Below are 17,627 nucleotides of genomic sequence, written 5' to 3' on the forward strand. Positions count from 1 at the left end.
GAATGTGTTTGCGATCGGCGCCAGGGGGCGTGAGCGACTTTCGGCGGCTCACGCAGCTGTCATGGCCTCGATTGCAGCGACGACGGTGCGAGTTACGTCAGGATCGCGAGTATCGGCGTGGATCACACGGCGATCGGGGCGAGACTGCAGTGGCTCGAAGGTGCGCAGTTGAGCCGTGACCACGTCGCGATCCGCTTCGGAAACGTCGCGGCCTTGCGCCGCGCGTGCCGAGACACGCTCCAGTAACGTGGCCTCGTCGGCATGGCATGAAATAAATGCACAGTTGACGCCGGCACGGCTTGCCAGGCTTTCAAACAACTCACGATCGGACTCGTTCAAGAAAGCGGCGTCGATGATGACGTTGCAGCCGCCCTGCAGGCAGCTGTCGGCGCACTCGACCATGCGCGAGTAGATCCGGCGGCTCATCTCGGGAGCATAGCGACCCGTCTTGAATCCTTTGTCTTCGCCGTCGCGCGCTTCGCCCAGCAGTCGCCTGCGTTCCAGATCGGAACGGATTCGCAGCGCCGGCACTCTTGGCACCAACTGCTCGCTGAGCCACGACTTGCCCGAGCCGGAAGGGCCATGCATCAGCAGCAGCGTGGGCGAGGGCTCGTTCATCAATTGCAGGGCAGTGCGGATGCGGCGCTGAAAGCGCTCGGTGAGTTGGCTCACCCGCTCGGGCGATTGGTTCGCGGCGATCGCATCGACCTTCGCTCGTACCAAGGCTCGATACACGGCATAGAACGGCAGAAGCTGCACGCCTTCGTAGTCGCCAGTGACCTCGAGGTAGCGGTTCAATAGCGCCGTCGCTAGATCCTGCCGGTCGCGGCTGCGCAGGTCCATGACCAGGAAGGCCAGGTCGTTCATGACATCGATGTGACGCAAGCGCGGATCGAAGTCGATGCAGTCGAACGGCACCAGACGGCCGTCGATGCGAACGATGTTGGCCGCATGCAGATCGCCATGACAGTCGCGAATGTGCCCGGTGCGCTCCCGCTTCTCGAATGCCGGTCGCTGGGCATCCAGCGACGCGCGAGTCCAATCGCGTAGTTGCCGCAGAAGCGCAACATCGAGCATGTCCGGTGCATGCGCACTGAGTTGCTCCAGATTGCCGAGCACGTTCTCGAACATGCTGCGGGTGTGCGTGAGGTCCTGGCTCGGTGTGGGCGAGGGAATCTGCTGATGAAACTGCCCCAGCAGCTCGGCGAGCTGTTCGATCTCCTGCAATGAAACGTCCCCTCGATCGAGTAGCGCGTCCAGCTCGTTCCCGGTCGGGAACTGTTTCATGCGGACGGCATACTCGATGACGTCACCTTGCCCGCCTGCGCGAACGCGGCTGTGCTCGCGCGTGATCGGAACGACATCCAGATACAGCTCGGGCGCCAGCCGGCGGTTCAGCCGGACCTCCTCGTTGCAATAGTGCTGACGCAGCTCGAGCGTGGAGGTGTCGATGAAGCCAAGCTTGACCGGCTTCTTGATCTTGTACGCGAACGAGCCGGTGAGCACGACCCACGAAATGTGCGTTTCCACCAGACGTAGCTGGCTGACGGGATGAGGAAAGGCATCCGCGCGCAGCAGTTCCTCTATGTTCAGAGGCGGATGCCGCTCGCTTTGAACCTCACTCATATGGGGCTTCTCCTGGGGCGCATTGTCGACACAGGGCCAGATTACCGAGGGCCGAGCCGAAATCCGAGACTCGCGGCGCAGGTTGGATATACTCGCCGCCCGCGCCGGAACCGCTTGCGCGGCGCGCGACCTCGGGCAATGGTAGGTGTCTGAATGTATTGGGCGAAGTTGAATCGATCGTTGTTGTTGATGGGTGTCTTACCGCTCGGCCTGGCGGCTTGCAGCTCCGGGGGCGGCGATCCAGCCCGCGGCGCAGAGCTGTACGCCAAGGAATGCGCGGCCTGCCACTCGCTCTCGGCCAGCACCGACAATGCCCCGATGCACTGTGGGCTGGTCGGTCGCAAGGCCGGCAGCGTGCCCGGTTTTCCCTACTCCGAGGCGATGCGCTCGTCGGGCCTGGTCTGGGACGAGCAGACGCTCGATGAGTTCCTGGGCGCGCCCTACATCGTCATGCCCGGGACCATCATGGGATTCCCCGGCTTCAGTCAGGAAGCGGATCGCGCCGACGTGATCGCCTACTTGAAGCAGGTCAGCGTCGATCCGCAGCAGTGCGCGAAGTGACCGTCACGCGGTCACTTTGAGGTCGGCATCGCGAACTCGGCGCCCTTGCTGGTCGACTCCGGCCAGCGTTGCATGATGGATTTCTGGCGCGTGTAGAAGCGCACGCCTTCCTCGCCGTACACGTGCATGTCGCCGAACAGGCTGCTCTTCCATCCGCCGAAGCCGTGCCATGCCATCGGCACCGGGATCGGCACATTGATGCCGACCATGCCCACTTCGATACGGCGGGCGAACTCGCGAGCGATGTGACCGTCACGCGTGTAACAGGAGACGCCGTTGGCGAATTCGTGCCGATTCACCAGATCGACCGCGGCGGCAAAGTCGGGCACTCGCACGCACGACAGCACCGGTCCGAAAATCTCTTCCTTGTAGATGCGCATGTCCGGCGTGACGTGATCGAACAACGTGCCGCCCAGCCAGAATCCCTGTTCGCGCCCTGGCACCGTGAAGGGCTGGCCGGATTGTGGATCGACGCGGCCGTCGACCAGCAAGTGGGCGCCGCTCGTCACGCCATCAGCGATGTAGCCGCAAATCCGATCGCGCGCTTGTGAAGTAACGATGGGGCCCATCTCCGCCTCACGCTGCATGCCATCGACGATTCTCAGCGCCTTGGTGCGTTCCACCAGACGCGGCATGATCTTGTCGGCGACTTCGCCCACCAGCACGGCAACCGAAATCGCCATGCAGCGCTCGCCGGCCGAGCCGTACGCGGCGCCAATCAAGGCGTCGACGGCCTGCTCCAGATCCGCGTCGGGCATGATGACCATGTGATTCTTGGCGCCGCCGAGCGCCTGCACGCGCTTGCCGAGCTGCGCGCCGCGTTCATATATATATTTGGCAATGGGCGTGGAGCCGACAAAGCTCACGGCCTTCACGTCGCGATGCTCGAGCAACGCATCTACGGCGACCTTGTCGCCCTGCACGACGTTGAATACGCCGTCCGGCAATCCTGCTTGCTTCAACAGCTGCGCCAGCAACAATGACGCCGAAGGATCGCGCTCGCTGGGCTTGAGCACGAACGTGTTGCCGCAGGCGATGGCGATAGGAAACATCCAGCACGGCACCATACAAGGGAAATTGAACGGCGTGATTCCCGCGACCACGCCGAGCGGTTGCCGCAGCGTCCAGTTGTCCATGCCGGTGGACACCTGGTCGGTGAAGTCGCCTTTCAGCAGTTGGGGAACGCCGCAAGCGAACTCGACGATCTCGATGCCGCGCGTGACTTCACCTTGTGCGTCGGTGAACACCTTGCCGTGCTCGCGGGTAATGGCCGCCGCGATCTCGTCTCGATGCTCGTTCATCAAGGCGAGGAATTTGTTGAGGATGCGCGCACGTCGCAGCGGCGAAGTGTCGGACCAGCCGGGCAGGGCGCGCCTTGCGCTCGCAACAGCGGCTTCGACATCCTGCAACGTGGCCAAGAGCACCTGGCGAGTGACCGCGCCGGTCGCCGGGTTGAAAACGTCCTGGGTGCGATCACTCGCGCCCGGCGTCAGCACACCTGCGATCCAATGTTGCACCTGGCCTTCTGTGGCGAGGGCGTTAGCGGGGCGGGAATCCGTGTCGGTACGCGCGTTCATGGCATAGGCTGGTCGGCGAAAACGATCCCGGGATACTGCGCCGGGCCACGCCGGCACGCAATTCCTGTGAAGTGATCACATTGTTCAATGATTTGAACGGTGGTTTATGGCGGACTCGAGGCATTCAGCCGCAGGGCGACGAAGTCCATATGTTCGCTGGCAACTCGGCGAGCACGATCGGAATCGCGCGCCAGGATGGCATCGAGCAGGGCGCGATGCTGTACGCGGAGACGCTGCGCGGTCGCGGAACGCGGCTCCAATCCTGCAAGGCTCAATTGCACGTGCTCGTGCAACAGCTTCAGCAACGAGGACATCAGATAAGAAAACAGCGGGTTGTGGGTCGCATCGGCGATAGCGCAGTGAAAAGCCACATCGCTGCCGATCTGCGCGCGTCGCTGATTTCCCGCATAGGCCTCGTCAACGGCAGCAAGCGCGGCTTCCAGTCGTGCGCGATCGTTCCGGTCATGACGCTTGGCGGCCAGCTCGGCGGCGCGGGTTTCGATCATGCCGCGGAACTCCAGCAAGTCTCCCTGCAACGCCGGATGCTTTTGTGACATGTCCAGCCAGATCTCGGCCATGCGCCGTTCGGACTGATCGACGGGATAGGTGCCGTCGCCGCGGCGGCGTTCCAACATGCCACGCGACGCCAGGATCGTAATCGCCTCTCGCACCGTGGTACGCGAGAGCTTCAATTCTTCCGCAAGCAGCCGCTCCGAAGGCAGCCGCCGGTTCAGCGGAAAGCTGCCGTCGAGCACTGCCTTTTCGATATGTTGAAGGGCGCGCTGGACTTGGGTTCTCACGGCCGGCCCGGTGGTAAGTTGGCGGAAATTGGTCCAACCAATATACCGAAGCCGCGGCGCTGGCTCAAAATCGCGGTCATGAGCGAGCCCGATATCGACGGCGGCCGGCGGCCCCGCGTGTACCTGTTTGCCACTTGCCTGGTCGATTTGTTCTGGCCGGAGGCAGGGATGGACGCCGTCGCGGTGCTGGAATACGCCGGCTTCGAAGTGTGCTTGCCACGTGACCAGACTTGTTGCGGCCAGCCGGCCTACACGAGCGGCTTCCCGGATGAGGCCCGCACGGTGATCGAGTCGCAACTCGGGTTGTTTCCCGAGCCTGTTCCAATCGTCGTGCCTTCGGGATCGTGCGCAGGGATGATTCAACATCATTGGCCTCGCATCTTCGCCGATGATCCCGACACGCTGGCGCGCATAGCTGCGATCTCATCACGAGTGGTCGAGCTGACGGACTTCATCGCCGACAAGATCGACTTCGGTTCGTTGCAAGCTCGGCCAGCCAGAGTGTGTTTGCATACGTCCTGTAGCGCACGCCGCGAGACAGGCGCACTTGGCAGCGGGCGCAAGGTGCTCGCGGCACTTCCTGGCGTCGATGTGCTGACGCAGGAGCACGAAGCCGAATGCTGTGGGTTCGGCGGAACGTTCTCCATCAAACATCCGGAGATTTCAGCGGCGATGACCTCGGACAAGGTCGATGCTCTGCTGGCGACCGGCTGTGACGCATTCGTCAGCGCCGACTGTGGCTGTTTGCTCAACTTGAATACGACGCTGCAAAAGCGCGGCGTATCGCTGCGGGGCCGGCATCTGGCGAGTCTGTTGCGGGAGCGGTTGCCATGACGATCTCGTCGCCTGGCGCGCGTCGCGCCATCCTCTCACGCTTGCGTGCGGCAGGACCTGTCGAGCCGGTGGAATCTCCTCGACTTGACGCGTATTACTCGAGAAGCGTGCCACCCTCCGATCGAGTGACCAGATTCGTGGCTGCTGCGCGAAGCTGGCGAGCCGAGGTGATTGAAACAACCGATGATGCCTGGTCGACGGCGCTGCTGGATGTGCTCGACTCCAAGTCGGTTCGTTATTTGCTCGCAGGCCGCGACACTCCACTGAGCGCACGTCTGGAATCCACAGTCGGAGACGGCCGCTTGCATTGGTACGACAGCGATCTCGTCGAGCTCAAAGCAACGCTGTTCGATACTGTCGACGCGGGCATCACGACGACGCTCGGCGGCATCGTCGAAACGGGCAGTCTCATCCTCTGGCCGGACGTCAACGAGCCGCGAACCTTGTCGCTGGTGCCGCCGTTGCATATCGCGGTACTTCATGAAGATCAGCTGCACGACACTCTGTATGCCGCGATCCACGCTCAGCGTTGGGCCGACGCGTTGCCCACCAATGCTTTGCTGATCACCGGACCATCGAAGACGGCCGACATTCAACGCTTGCTGGTCTATGGTGCGCACGGTCCGCGTCAGTTGGTCATTCTTCTGATCAGAAGCCAGCGGACACCATGACTCGTCCAGTGGCCGATCCGCGAGCCTTCAAGGAAAATGCGCGGCATGCGTTGGGCAATCCAGCGCAACGGCGCAGCTTTCGCGAGGCGATGGATTTCCTCACCGAGAAGCGAGCGGGGCAGTTCCCCGACGCCGCGGAATTTCAGCGGCTGCGCGCCATTGGCGAGAACATTCGCAAGCAGGCGCTGGCTCGACTGCCGGACCTGCTGGAGCAATTGGAAACCCGCCTCACAGCCAACGGCATCGTGGTGCATTGGGCGGAGGACGCGGCGCAGGCCAACCAGATCTTCCTCGATATCGCCAATCGCCATGGCGCCCGGCGCATGGTGAAAGGCAAATCGATGGTCAGCGAGGAAATCGAGCTGAACCATCGCATGGCCGAGCACGGCATCAGCTGCGTCGAAAGCGACATGGGCGAATACATCCTGCAGCTCGATGGCGACCGGCCCAGTCACATCATCATGCCGGCCATCCACAAGACCAAGGCCGACGTCGCCAGGATCTTTGCCCAGCACATCGCGCACGAGCCCTACACGGAGGACGTGAACGAGCTGATCGCCATTGGCCGGCGCGCGCTGCGCGGCGAATGGCGGAACGCGAAGATCGGCGTGAGCGGCGTCAATTTCATGGTGGCCGAGACCGGCTCGCTGGTGCTGGTCGAAAACGAAGGCAACGGCCGCTTTACCACCACCGTTCCCGACGTGCACATCGCCATTACCGGCATCGAGAAGGTCATCGAGCGGCTCGATCAGGTCGCGCCGCTATTTTCGCTGCTGACCCGCTCGGCCACCGGGCAGGCTGTCACCACGTACTTGAACGTGATCAGCGGCCCTCGGCGCGCCGGTGAAAAGGACGGTCCCAAGGAAGTGCACCTGATCCTGCTCGACAACGGCCGGAGCCAGGCTTACCGGGAAGCCAACTTTCGCGCGACTCTGCAGTGCATTCGCTGTGGAGCTTGCATGAACCACTGTCCGGTCTACGCGCGCGTGGGAGGATTGTCGTATGGCACTGCCTATCCCGGGCCCATCGGCGCGATCATTTCACCGCACCTGATGAATCTCGAATCGACCAAAGATCTACCGACGGCTTCGAGTCTCTGCGGCGCGTGTGGCGAGGTGTGTCCCGTCGGCATTCCAATTCCGGACTTGCTCATGCGCCTGCGCGAAGCTGCGCGCCGAGCTGAACCAGTGGCGGGACAGGGCGAGCCGCTGAAGGGGCAGGGGACGGCACGCAGCTTGGTCGAGGTCATCTCGTGGAAGCTGTGGGGCGCGCTCTATTCGCATCCTTCCTGGTATCGAATGTTTGTGTGGCTTGCGTCTCGACTGCGATGGCTGGCGCCTTCGCGCCAGGCGGGCTGGACGCAATCGCGTGTCCCGCTGCGCCCGGCGCGCCGTTCCTTACGTGAACAGCTGTCGTCGCGACGATAGACGAGACAGTCATTACGAATTCCCGGCGCATTCGCACCTTGCCAGGGCGGTTGGCTAAAGTTCTGGCGAAAACCGGCTCGGACTGGTAGCGTTAACAGAAAATTGCCTGCGGCCACCGCCCGGGCACCTGCCTGTGCCTTGGGGGAATCGGATCTGATGAATCAGCCGGATCTCATGAATCGATGGTTGCGAGCCGACCTGCGGGCGCCGTCCGCTTGCCGGGGCGTCGCGGCCGCATGACCATTTTCGGCGTCGTCCTCGCGGTCGGACTATTGATCGCACTCATCGCCGTACTGCGCGTCCAACCGTTCATCGCCTTCATCATCTCGGCGCTGGTCGCGGCATTGCTGCTGGGACTGCCGCTGGAGCGAATTCCCGGTGCCATCGAACGCGGCATCGGCGACATGCTCGGCCAGTTGGCGATCGTCATCTGTCTCGGTGCGATGTTCGGCAAGTTGATCGCGGACAGCGGCGCCGCTCAGCGCATAGCGCAGTCGCTGATGCATCTGTTCGGGCCGCAACGCGTGCCGCTGGCCATGGCCCTGACCGGTTTCGTGGTCGGCATTCCGCTGTTCTACAACGTCGGCTTCGTGATCATGGTGCCGCTGGTGTTCTCGGTGGTGTATCGGGCCAAGCTGCCGCCCATGCTGGTGGGCATTCCGATGTTGTCCGGCCTGTCGATCGCGCATGGTTTCTTGCCGCCACATCCCTCGCCCACCGCGCTGGTGGCGCAGTTCGGCGCGGACATGGGAGTGACCTTGCTCTACGGCTGCGTGATCAGCCTGCCGACGCTGCTGATCGCCGGTCCCTTGTTTTCGCGCAGCCTGAAAGGCATCACTGCCCGCCCCTCGGAACTGTTCAAGCCGACCGAGCTGACTGAAGATCAGTTGCCTGGCACTTTCAACAGCTTCGCCTGCGCCTTGCTGCCCGTGGTGTTGATCGGCGGCGCGACTGCGATCGCATACACGAATATCGATCCCTCGGCCCGCCCGCTCATCGAGTTCATCGGCAATCCCACCATCGTCATGTTGGTCTCGCTGTTGGTCGGCTCGATCACGCTGGGCGTGGCCCGCGGCACGCAGCTCGGCCGGCTGATGAATGGCTACGGCCAGGCGATTCGTGACATCGCCGGCATCCTGCTGATCATCGCCGGCGCCGGCGCATTGAAGCAGGTATTCGTGGACAGCGGCGTGAATACCGAGCTGGGCAGTCTGCTGGCCGATATTCCGCTGCATCCTTTGATTCTGGGATGGCTCGTGGCTTTCGCCATTCGCGTCGCGCTGGGTTCGGCCACGGTCGCAGGATTGACGGCCGCGGGCATCGTGGCGCCGCTCATCGAGATCACTGGCGTCGATGCGAATTTGATGGTGCTCGCCGTGGGCGCGGGCAGCTTGATGTGCTCGCACGTGAACGACTCTGCGTTCTGGATGTTCAAGGAATATTTCCAGGTCAGTCTAGGCGAGACCTTTCGCTCCTGGACCATGATGGAAACATTGGTGGGCAGCCTGGGCCTGGTGTTCGTGCTGGTGCTGAACGCGTGCCTGTAGCAAGCCGCGTTTCGAATGTCCCGCGCCGTCGTCATGATGGCGCGATTCCATATGACCGATGTTGCAGAGGGGGGAGGGATTCCATGATCCGTCGCAGACTGTTCTGGCTGCCGTTGGTGGTAGGCTTGTCGGCCCTGTCCTGGGGGACCGTGATGGCAAAAGAAGTGCCGGTGCTCGGCAAGATCGTGCGACTCGACCCGGCGTTCGACGGGCTGGTGCCGCCGGACGCGGTCATCGAGCTGCTGGAGGAGAAGAAATTCGAGTGGTCGGAGGGTCCGGTGTGGGACGCCAGGCATGGCCGACTGCTGTTCTCGGATATTCCCCGCAACATGATCTGGGAATGGTCCGAAGCCGGCGGGCTGAAGCAGTTTCTCCAGCCCTCGGGCTACACGGGCGCTGAGCCTTTCACTGGCCGCGAGCCCGGTTCCAACGGGCTGACGTTCAACAAAGCGGGCGAGCTGCTGCTGTGTCACCACGGCGATCGCCGCATCGCCAAGCTGAGCGGCGGCGAGTTCGTCACGTTGGCCGATAACTACCAGGGCAAGCGCCTCAGCAGTCCGAATGACCTGGTGGTCAAGTCGAATGGCGATGTTTATTTCACCGATCCGCCGTATGGCTTGCCCAAGGGTGCGGATGACCCAGGGAAGGAGCTGGATTTTCAGGGCGTGTATCGGCTCAGTCTCAGCGGCGAGCTCACGCTGCTGACGCGTGAGTTGAGCCGGCCCAATGGGCTCGCGTTCTCGCCTGACGAGCAAACGCTATACGTGGCGAGCTCCGATTCGAACGAGGCGATCGTGATGGCGTATCCCGTCAAGAGCGACGGCACGCTCGGCGCGGGCAAAATCTTCTTCGATGCCACTCAGGCCGCGAAGGAGAAACAACCGGGTCTGCCGGACGGCCTCAAAGTCAGTCGCGATGGCACGGTATGGGCCACCGCGCCGGGCGGCGTGCGAGTCTATTCGTCGACGGGTAAGCACCTCGGCACGCTCGCGACAGGTGTGCCCACGTCGAACGTCGCTTTCGGCGACGACGGCAGCACGCTTTATATAACCGCGGACAAAAACCTGGCGCGTGTAAAGACCAAGGTGAAGGGCTGGTAACAGCGCCGGGGCCGGTGTGACTTCCGGCTTCGCTTCGTGGGAAGCGAAGCCGTACCAGCGTCATCGAGCCTGGTCGCTGGCGATGCCTTGCGATCCCGGGCCAACCACTACGCCCCATGGCCGCGTTCCTGCAGGCACGGTCGCGACGACTTTGAACGACGCCGCGTCGACGATCGAGACATCGTTCGATGGCCCGTTCGCCGTGTACAGCCACTTGCCATCGGGACTGAGGGCCAGACCCCATGGCCGGTCGCCGACAGACACTGTACGCACCGGTTCATGCGTCCTGGTATCGATGGCGACCACGGTGCGGCCGCGTCCGGTCGTGACATACGCCCAGCGGCCGTCGGGCGAAACATCGACTTCCATGGGGCGCACCAGCTCGCCGGTCAATTTGACGGTCTTGATCACCGTGTGCTTGCGAGCGTCGATGATCGAGACCGTGCCGTCGTTCTCGCCGGTGACAAAGGCGAGCGCGCCATCGGGTGAGAAAGCCGCCTGCCGCGGCCGCTTACCTACACTGAACTGCTTGATCACTTTGTTTTGCGCGGTATCGATCACCGAGACCTGATGGTCTTCTTCGGAGGTCATGTAGACGAAGCGCCCGTCGGGACTGATGCCGACACCTTCCGGCTCGCCGCCGACCGGAAGGGTCGCGATGGTCTTGCCGCTGGCAACATCGACCACGACCGCGGTGCCGGTGTCTTCGCTCGCGATGTACAAGGATTTGCCATCGCGACTGATGACGAGCTGCTCCGGGTCGGAGACGCCGCGGATGATGCGCAACAGTTTCAGGCTGGCGATGTCGACCACACCGATACCGTCGGCGCTCGGATCGGCGGGGGGCAGCCTGCTTGCGTCGACACCCGGTCCGGCGATGGGCGAGCCGCTCAGCGCGACGAACAGCTGCTTGCCGTCGGGACTCAGCTGAATGCCGCGCGGCCGCTTGCCCAGCGGCACCGTAGCGACCACCTGGCGCGTCTGGCCGTCGATGACGGTCATGTCGCCCGACATCTCGTTGGTCACATAGATGCGATGACTCACCGAAGGTGGCCTGGCATCCGGCGCGGGTGATCGAGCTTCGCGCTCGCTCGCGCCGCAAGCGGCAAAGGCCGTGAGCAACAGACAAAACGCAAGGCGCGTCGACAGTGTTCGCTGGTGCATATCTTCTGGATCCATCCTTTACAGCTTGACCTTCACACCCACCCAAGCACCCAGCGGCGGGCCGGCTCCGAAGAAGCGCGGATCCACGAAGTCCTCAAAGACTTCATCCGGCTCGCCCAGCAAACCGAAGGTTTCGTAGTCCTCGTCGAAGACGTTCTCGATGCGGGCGAACAACGTGACGTGATCGCTGAACCGGTACTCGCCTCGCAGGTTCAGGATCGTGTAGCTGTCGGTCTTGCTCAGCAGGTTGGCCTCGTCGCCGCGCAAGTACACGCCCGAGCGCATTGTCACGTCGGCGCCGATGCGGAAGCGGTCGGCGAATAGCAGCTCGAGACCCACATTGCCCTGATGTTCCGGGATTGCAGGGATCTTGGAGCCGCTGACGACCAGCAGCTTGTCGTCGCCAACGATTTGCGCCGCGTCCGGAGCGGTGTCGAAGATCGGATGATTCGGACTATTGACGATGAAGCTGTCTTCGAATGTGGCCTTGACCAGGCTGTAATCCACATACCAACGCAGGCGCGAGGTCTGCTGGGAAATGTTCAGCTCCAATCCCGTGCGCCGAGTGTCGCCCACGTTGTCGAAGAAGCCCACGTTGGCCTGGGCGCCGCCGGTCGTCTGGAACAGGATGTCGTCGTGATTGACGGTGCGGAAGCCACCAAGATGCCAACGCACATTTTCAAGCAGCGTGCCGCGCGCACCGGCTTCGAAGCTCTTGGCCACGACTTGATCGAGCGGCGGATCGGCAAGGAACGCGTTCGGCAGATTGCACGGTGCGTCCTCGCTCGCGCACGCAAGCTCGACCGGCGAGGGGGCTCGCGCCGACTCGCCGTAGCTCGCGTAGAGCGTCAGTGCGGAGGTGGGTCGGAAAGTGATGCCGCCAGCGGGATTGAAGCGCTGAAACTTGTGGCGGCCGTTCAACTCGGGGCTCTCGCCAGTACGGTCGGCAAGCTCGATGCGCGTATGGTCGTAGCGGCCGGAGAGTGTCACGGCAACTTGATCGGACACGCTCAACGTGTCGGCGAAATACACGCTGGCGTTGGTCACTTCGCTTCTCACATCCGTGATGAATTCCTCGACGAAGATGCCCGTTCGCGAGGTGGCTCGATTGGCGAGCAGCTGTGCGACTTCCACCATGGAGTCGAACGACGCGCGCCCCTCGGTGTAAGCAAAACCGAGCGTCAGGTCATTCGCGCCGCCAAACAACGTGGACTGCAGGCCGAGCTGGCCGGAGGCGCCATAGCTTTCCTGCTTGCGGCGGCCGATGTTGTTGACGGCATTGAGCTCCTCTCCGTCCATCTCGGCCTCGATCGGCTGGCCGTTCAGATCCAGCGCCAGCTCGATATCGTCGTCATCGGCGGAGGAGCATTCGCCATCGCCGTTCAAATCGGCGAACTCGTCCTCGACCAGGAACTCCTCGCCGTCGATGTCGCATTCCTCGAAGATGGTGCCGTCGCCGTTGAAGGTGTCGGTATCGATCTCCCTATAGAACACGTTGCCGGCGAACTGCAGGCCATTGGAAATCTTGCGGGAGCCTTCCAGGATGAGCTGCTTCTGGGTGTTCTCGGTCAGGTCCGGGTGGGTGAATACCTGCTTGCGATCCAGCGCCAGCAACTCGACCGGGGAAGCGCCGTTGCCGCGCAATTCGGTTTCACCGTAGGCGCCGCTCAGGTCCAAGCTCCAGTCTTCGCCGCGGCCGCTCACGGTCGTGAACACGCGCATCGCATCCGACTTGGAATAGTCACGCCAGCCGTCTTCCTCGAAGTAGTCGACATTGGCGTAGTAACCCCAGCGTCCGTTGTTGCCGCCGGATTGAACGTTGCCGGCGCGACGGGAGAATGAGCCGCCGGACAGCTCGGCCTGCGTGCCCTGATAGGTGAAGCCGTTCTTCATCCGCACCGACAGCGCGCCACCGAGCGTATTCAAGCCGAACACCGGCTGCGTGCCCGCCATCAATTGCACCGAATCGATCGCCGAGAAGGGCACCAGGTCCCAATTGATCGTATCGCCGAACGGCTCGTTGATGCGCACGCCGTTCTGATACACGGCCAGTCCCTGCGGCAGTCCGAGCAGCGGCGACGCCGTGAAGCCGCGAAAGTTGAAATCCGGCTGCAGTGGATTGTTCTGCGCGTGATTGATGTTCACGCTGGAAAAGCCGCGATTGAGAAAGTCGGTCAGGTCCAGCGACTGCGAGCGTTCGAGGGCCTCGGCGGTCGCGCGCTGCACGTTCGCGGGCACGAGCGACGGGTCGATGCCGATGCCATAAGGGGCGGTGACCACGACCTCTTCGAGGGGGCGGCCACGTTCAGCATCTGCCGCCAGTGCCAGGCCACCGGGCAGTCCCACCAGGCAGGTCGCGACCAGCGACAGACCTGCCGTGTCACAATGAGTTGTCGACATCTTCTTTAATCCCCCATTCTCGTGCAGTAATTTCCTACCGAAGCAACTATAGATACGGTGACAGTAAGGGTTGGCAGGTGCCTCCTGTCTTAGAATTTCACATAGCGCAGTGCACTGGGGACAGGGAGTTTTTCCCGATCTGCTCGGGAAGAATTCCTGACTTGAGGTGACACAGTGACACGCCGGAGGGGCGGCAATGGATTCCAGGGGAAATGAGGGCTCGGCGGACCCGCTCGACCCGGGGGACGGCCGGGGAGCGCTCCACCGCGACCTCGTGATCGTCGCGTTGCTGGTGCTCGCGGCGGCCATGCTGTTCACGCATATCGAGTTGAACGAATGGCTGTTCATGCGCACCCGCCAGTGGGAGTCGATGCAGGTCGACGAGGTGCTGCCCACCCTGGTGGTGCTGGCCACGTGCCTGAGCTGGTTCGCCTGGCGCAGATATCGGGAAGCGCGCGCCGAGATCATGAAGCGGCAAGCCGCCGAACAGCGTCTCGCCGCGCTGCTGCTCGAGAACCGCCGCCTCGCTCAACAATATCTGCAGGCTCAGGAGGCCGAACGCAAGTCACTGGCACGCGAACTGCACGACGAGCTCGGCCAGTATTTGAACGCGATCAAGACCGATGCGGTCTCGATCCAGGAGCAGGTGACCGATCAGCAGGCGGTGGCGGTGTCCGCCATCATCCGTCACGTGGATCATCTGCACGCGGTGGTGCGCGATCTGATTCGCGAACTGCGGCCGGTGGCGCTCGATGATCTAGGCTTGCAGGCAGCCTTGGAGCACTATCTGGACTACTGCCAGCGCAGAATGCCGCGGGTGGGGTTCAGCGTGGCGCTGGAAGGCGATCTCGACAGCGTCGGTGAACCGCTCAACCTGGCGATCTATCGGCTGGCGCAGGAGGCGATGACGAACGTGTCCCGACATGCACAAGCGTCGAACGTTGCGATCCGCGTGGCGCGGACCGGCTCGGCGACGGATGCTTCGGATGCGATTACGTTCAGCGTCATCGACGACGGGTGCGGCGCCGATCTGGATCACGCCCACTCGGGCCTCGGTCTGGTGGGCATGCGCGAGCGTGTCGAGATGCTCGGTGGCGAATGGAAGATCACGACGGCGCGCGGCCAGGGATTCAATCTCATCGCCCGCATCCCCGTCGGCGAGCAGAGAGGGCAGGCGTCATGAGCGCGCGAATAACAGTGCTGCTGGTGGATGATCACGCCGTCGTGCGCGAGGGCTATCGACGCTTGCTGGAGGTGAGCGGCGGCATCACGGTGGCTGGCGAAGCAACCAGCGCCGCCGACGCCTATCAGCAATTCTGCATCTTGACTCCCGATGTCGTAGTCATGGACATCGCGCTGCCAGGCGTGAGCGGCATCGAGGCCCTGCGTCGAATTCTGGTGCACGAACCCAAAGCACGCGTGTTGATGTTCAGCATGTACGAGGATGCCATCTTTGTACGACGCGCGCTCGAAGCCGGCGCCGCCGGTTATCTGACGAAAGCGGCCGCACCTCGCGTGCTGGTAGAGGCGGTTGCGAGCGTTGCGGCGGGCCGTAGATTTCTCAGCCCCGACGTGGCGCAGACGCTGGCGCTGCAGCCCCTCAAATCCGAGCGGACCAATCGCGACGTGCTCTCGGCCAGAGAGTTCGAGGTGCTCAAGCTGCTGGTCGAAGGCTGCTCGCTCAACGACATCGCTCAGCAGTTGGGGCTGAATCCAAAGACGGTCTCGAATCATCAGTCCGCGATCAGGCAGAAACTGGGCGCGGAGACGGCGACGCAGTTGCTGCGTGCAGCGATGCGGCTCGGGCTCATTCCTGAACTCTGATCGACGCCAGTTTACGAATACATACAAATTACGCGCGTGCTTGTCATAAGAAAGTTTCGTTTGTTTCTTATTACATTCGGCTCCATCGCGGCGCGGGCTCGTGGGGCAAGTCCTGACGAGAAGTAGAGCCCGGGCGGCGCCTGAAGCGCCTGATCGCGCTGGCGCCGGCTGAAAAGCAGCGACAACTGCGTCACTGCTCAGTGTGGAGAAAATTTCAATTTCGGGTTGGCGCAGTGGGCGATCCCTACTATACTGTCGGCCGATTGCTACAAAGCAGTCCTGAATAGTAGTTCTGAATAAGACAGGGCGCCCTCGAGTGCACTCAGAGTGCAACTCGCGCGGTCGTCCGGGCTCGCGACTCACCAATGCGCACTCTTGTCGCGAGCGCACTGCCAGGAGCTTGAGATACAGCTGCCTGTGCCCAGCGGCCCATCGATCCTGTTCTGGGATGGTACGCCCCTGCGGCGGCCACTAATCGAAGGTGTTATCAGAGCCCGCGGGCATTTTTTGTCCACGGGAATAGAGGAGTCTTGACGCCAGACTGACGGTTTTTTTTTTGCGGCGAACACCCAAGCCTCCGTGCAGGCAAGACGCGGTGGCTGTTCGTTGACAACTCCAAGGCTCGCGCGGCCGCGTTACACGCGCGCTCGAAGCGAGCCTTGCCGAGCGGGCCTCACAGGGGAGGTCCGAATCCTGAAAAAGGAGGTTTGTTGATGACAATCAGAATATGCCTGCTCGCGCTCGCCGCGGGCATTGCCACGGTCTTTGCGGCATCAGCGGAAGCCGTGACGCTGACCGTCGCCACCGTTAATAACGGTGACATGATCCGCATGCAGAGGCTGGCCGCGGACTTCACACGGCGGTACCCGGATATCGAGCTGCGCTGGGTGACGCTGGAAGAAAATCTTCTGCGCCAGCGCGTCACCATCGACGTCGCCACGCAAGGCGGCCAGTACGACGTGGTCACTGTCGGCAACTATGAAGTGCCGATCTGGGCCCAGCACGACTGGCTGGTGCCGCTCGACGATCTGGGCAGCGACTTCGCCAGGGACGATCTGTTGCCCGCCATCGACGATTCTCTCTCCTACGATGGCAAGCTGTATGCGGCGCCTTTCTATGCCGAAAGCGCGCTGACCATGTATCGCACCGATCTGTTCGAGCAAGCCGGCCTCACCATGCCGGAGTCGCCGAGCTGGGAGCTCATTCGCGAGGCGGCCGAGAAGATCACCGATCGCGACCAGGGCATCTATGGCATCTGCCTGCGAGGCAAAGCCGGTTGGGGCGAGAACATGGCCTTCGTCTCGACGCTCGCGCATTCGTGGGGCGCTCGCTGGTTCGACATGCAATGGCGTCCGCAGCTGCAGTCGCAAGCGTGGCAGGAAGCCGTTTCGTTCTACGTGGACCTGCTACGCAACTATGGTCCGCCGGGCGCTTCGACCAACGGTTTCAACGAAAACCTCGCGCTGTTTCAGGCGGGCAAGTGCGGCATCTGGATCGATGCTTCGGTCGCCGCGTCGTTCGTGTCCGATCCTCGCCAATCGAAGGTCTCGAACGATGTGAGCTTCGCTTTGTTTCCATCGCGCGGCGCGACGCAGAATCACGGCAACTGGCTGTGGGCGTGGAGCTTCGTGATTCCTGCCGCCTCGGAGAACATTGCAGCGGCCAAGACATTCGTCGAGTGGGCGACGGGCAAATCATATATGCAACTGGTCGCCAGCGAATCCGGCTGGGCGGATGCACCGCCCGGCACGCGGCAGTCGCTTTACGCAAGCTCGGAATATCAACAGGCCGCGCCTTTCGCCGGCATCGTGTTGCGAGCCATCGAAGCGGCCAACGCTCGCAGTCCCTCAGTGCAGCAGGTGCCGTATGTCGGTGGAAATTTTGTTTCCATCGCTCCGTACCAGGGCATCGGCACCGTGGTGGGGCAACAGATTTCGGCCGCCGTCGCAGGCCAGATATCCGCTGAACGAGCGTTGATCGCCGCGCAGAAGGTGGCCACTCGTGAGATGACGCGCGCCCGCTATATCGACGCGCATCTCGATCGGCATATCGATTAGGCGTTCGCGCTCGAACGCCTCGCATCCTCTTGGGGAGAT

General features: G+C 62.6%; 14 protein-coding genes. 9 read left to right on the forward strand and 5 right to left on the reverse strand.

All coding sequences use genetic code 11. The annotated features are described in order from the left end of the window. Nucleotides 1–48: 48 nt before the first annotated feature. Nucleotides 49–1,626: an AAA family ATPase gene (locus VGE08_RS06070; protein ID WP_331066956.1), complete on the reverse strand. Its 1,578-nt coding sequence runs from the start codon at nucleotides 1,624–1,626 to the stop codon at nucleotides 49–51. A 153-nt stretch (nucleotides 1,627–1,779) separates the two neighbouring features. Here VGE08_RS06070 and VGE08_RS06075 point away from each other — a divergent pair, with 153 nt between their 5' ends. Further along, a complete protein-coding gene (locus tag VGE08_RS06075; protein WP_331066957.1) occupies nucleotides 1,780–2,187 on the forward strand; it encodes a c-type cytochrome in 408 nt (135 codons plus the stop codon). An 11-nt stretch (nucleotides 2,188–2,198) separates the two neighbouring features. Here the strand turns inward: VGE08_RS06075 and VGE08_RS06080 are convergent, their stop codons facing one another. Beyond that, nucleotides 2,199–3,764 (reverse strand): CoA-acylating methylmalonate-semialdehyde dehydrogenase, encoded by a 1,566-nt coding sequence (locus VGE08_RS06080; RefSeq protein WP_331066958.1) that lies wholly within the window; start codon nucleotides 3,762–3,764, stop codon nucleotides 2,199–2,201. A 104-nt stretch (nucleotides 3,765–3,868) separates the two neighbouring features. Next, nucleotides 3,869–4,564: a FadR/GntR family transcriptional regulator gene (locus tag VGE08_RS06085; protein ID WP_331066959.1), complete on the reverse strand. Its 696-nt coding sequence runs from the start codon at nucleotides 4,562–4,564 to the stop codon at nucleotides 3,869–3,871. Nucleotides 4,565–4,642: 78 nt separating this feature from the next. On the opposite strand from VGE08_RS06085, the gene VGE08_RS06090 reads away from it, so the two are divergent. The 5 genes from VGE08_RS06090 to VGE08_RS06110 all read left to right on the forward strand — a co-directional run bounded on the left by VGE08_RS06090 (nucleotide 4,643) and on the right by VGE08_RS06110 (nucleotide 10,143). After that, nucleotides 4,643–5,398, forward strand: coding sequence for a (Fe-S)-binding protein (locus VGE08_RS06090; RefSeq protein ID WP_331066960.1), 756 nt, complete (start codon nucleotides 4,643–4,645; stop codon nucleotides 5,396–5,398). 137 nt (nucleotides 5,399–5,535) lie between these two features. Next, nucleotides 5,536–6,069: a LutC/YkgG family protein gene (locus VGE08_RS06095; RefSeq protein WP_331066961.1), complete on the forward strand. Its 534-nt coding sequence runs from the start codon at nucleotides 5,536–5,538 to the stop codon at nucleotides 6,067–6,069. Next, nucleotides 6,066–7,496 carry a LutB/LldF family L-lactate oxidation iron-sulfur protein gene (locus tag VGE08_RS06100; RefSeq protein WP_331066962.1) on the forward strand — a complete coding sequence of 477 codons (1,431 nt, stop codon included), beginning with the start codon at nucleotides 6,066–6,068 and terminating at the stop codon, nucleotides 7,494–7,496. The genes VGE08_RS06095 and VGE08_RS06100 overlap by 4 nt, the downstream gene beginning before the upstream one ends. A 236-nt stretch (nucleotides 7,497–7,732) precedes the next feature. Further along, nucleotides 7,733–9,043: a gluconate:H+ symporter gene (locus VGE08_RS06105; RefSeq protein WP_331066963.1), complete on the forward strand. Its 1,311-nt coding sequence runs from the start codon at nucleotides 7,733–7,735 to the stop codon at nucleotides 9,041–9,043. A gap of 83 nt (nucleotides 9,044–9,126) precedes the next feature. Next, nucleotides 9,127–10,143 carry an SMP-30/gluconolactonase/LRE family protein gene (locus tag VGE08_RS06110; RefSeq protein WP_331066964.1) on the forward strand — a complete coding sequence of 339 codons (1,017 nt, stop codon included), beginning with the start codon at nucleotides 9,127–9,129 and terminating at the stop codon, nucleotides 10,141–10,143. A 60-nt stretch (nucleotides 10,144–10,203) separates the two neighbouring features. Here the strand turns inward: VGE08_RS06110 and VGE08_RS06115 are convergent, their stop codons facing one another. Together VGE08_RS06115 and VGE08_RS06120 are read right to left on the reverse strand one after the other, a co-directional pair. Beyond that, the gene (locus VGE08_RS06115; protein WP_331066965.1) at nucleotides 10,204–11,307 is read right to left on the reverse strand and encodes a cytochrome D1 domain-containing protein; all 1,104 of its coding nucleotides are present in this window, start codon (nucleotides 11,305–11,307) and stop codon (nucleotides 10,204–10,206) included. Nucleotides 11,308–11,325: 18 nt separating this feature from the next. Next, nucleotides 11,326–13,707, reverse strand: coding sequence for a TonB-dependent receptor (locus tag VGE08_RS06120; RefSeq protein WP_331066966.1), 2,382 nt, complete (start codon nucleotides 13,705–13,707; stop codon nucleotides 11,326–11,328). A gap of 196 nt (nucleotides 13,708–13,903) precedes the next feature. Between VGE08_RS06120 and VGE08_RS06125 the strand changes: the two genes are divergently transcribed. The 3 genes from VGE08_RS06125 (at nucleotide 13,904) to VGE08_RS06135 (ending at nucleotide 17,588) form a co-directional block, all read left to right on the forward strand. After that, nucleotides 13,904–14,890: a sensor histidine kinase gene (locus VGE08_RS06125; RefSeq protein ID WP_331066967.1), complete on the forward strand. Its 987-nt coding sequence runs from the start codon at nucleotides 13,904–13,906 to the stop codon at nucleotides 14,888–14,890. Then, on the forward strand, nucleotides 14,887–15,531 hold the full coding sequence (locus VGE08_RS06130; RefSeq protein WP_331066968.1) for a response regulator transcription factor: 645 nt from the start codon (nucleotides 14,887–14,889) through the stop codon (nucleotides 15,529–15,531). The genes VGE08_RS06125 and VGE08_RS06130 overlap by 4 nt, the downstream gene beginning before the upstream one ends. 713 nt (nucleotides 15,532–16,244) lie before the next feature. Then, on the forward strand, nucleotides 16,245–17,588 hold the full coding sequence (locus VGE08_RS06135; protein ID WP_331066969.1) for a sugar ABC transporter substrate-binding protein: 1,344 nt from the start codon (nucleotides 16,245–16,247) through the stop codon (nucleotides 17,586–17,588). The last annotated feature ends 39 nt before the right edge of the window (nucleotides 17,589–17,627 follow it).

This window comes from Steroidobacter sp., assembly GCF_036406195.1.
Lineage (GTDB): Bacteria > Pseudomonadota > Gammaproteobacteria > Steroidobacterales > Steroidobacteraceae > Steroidobacter.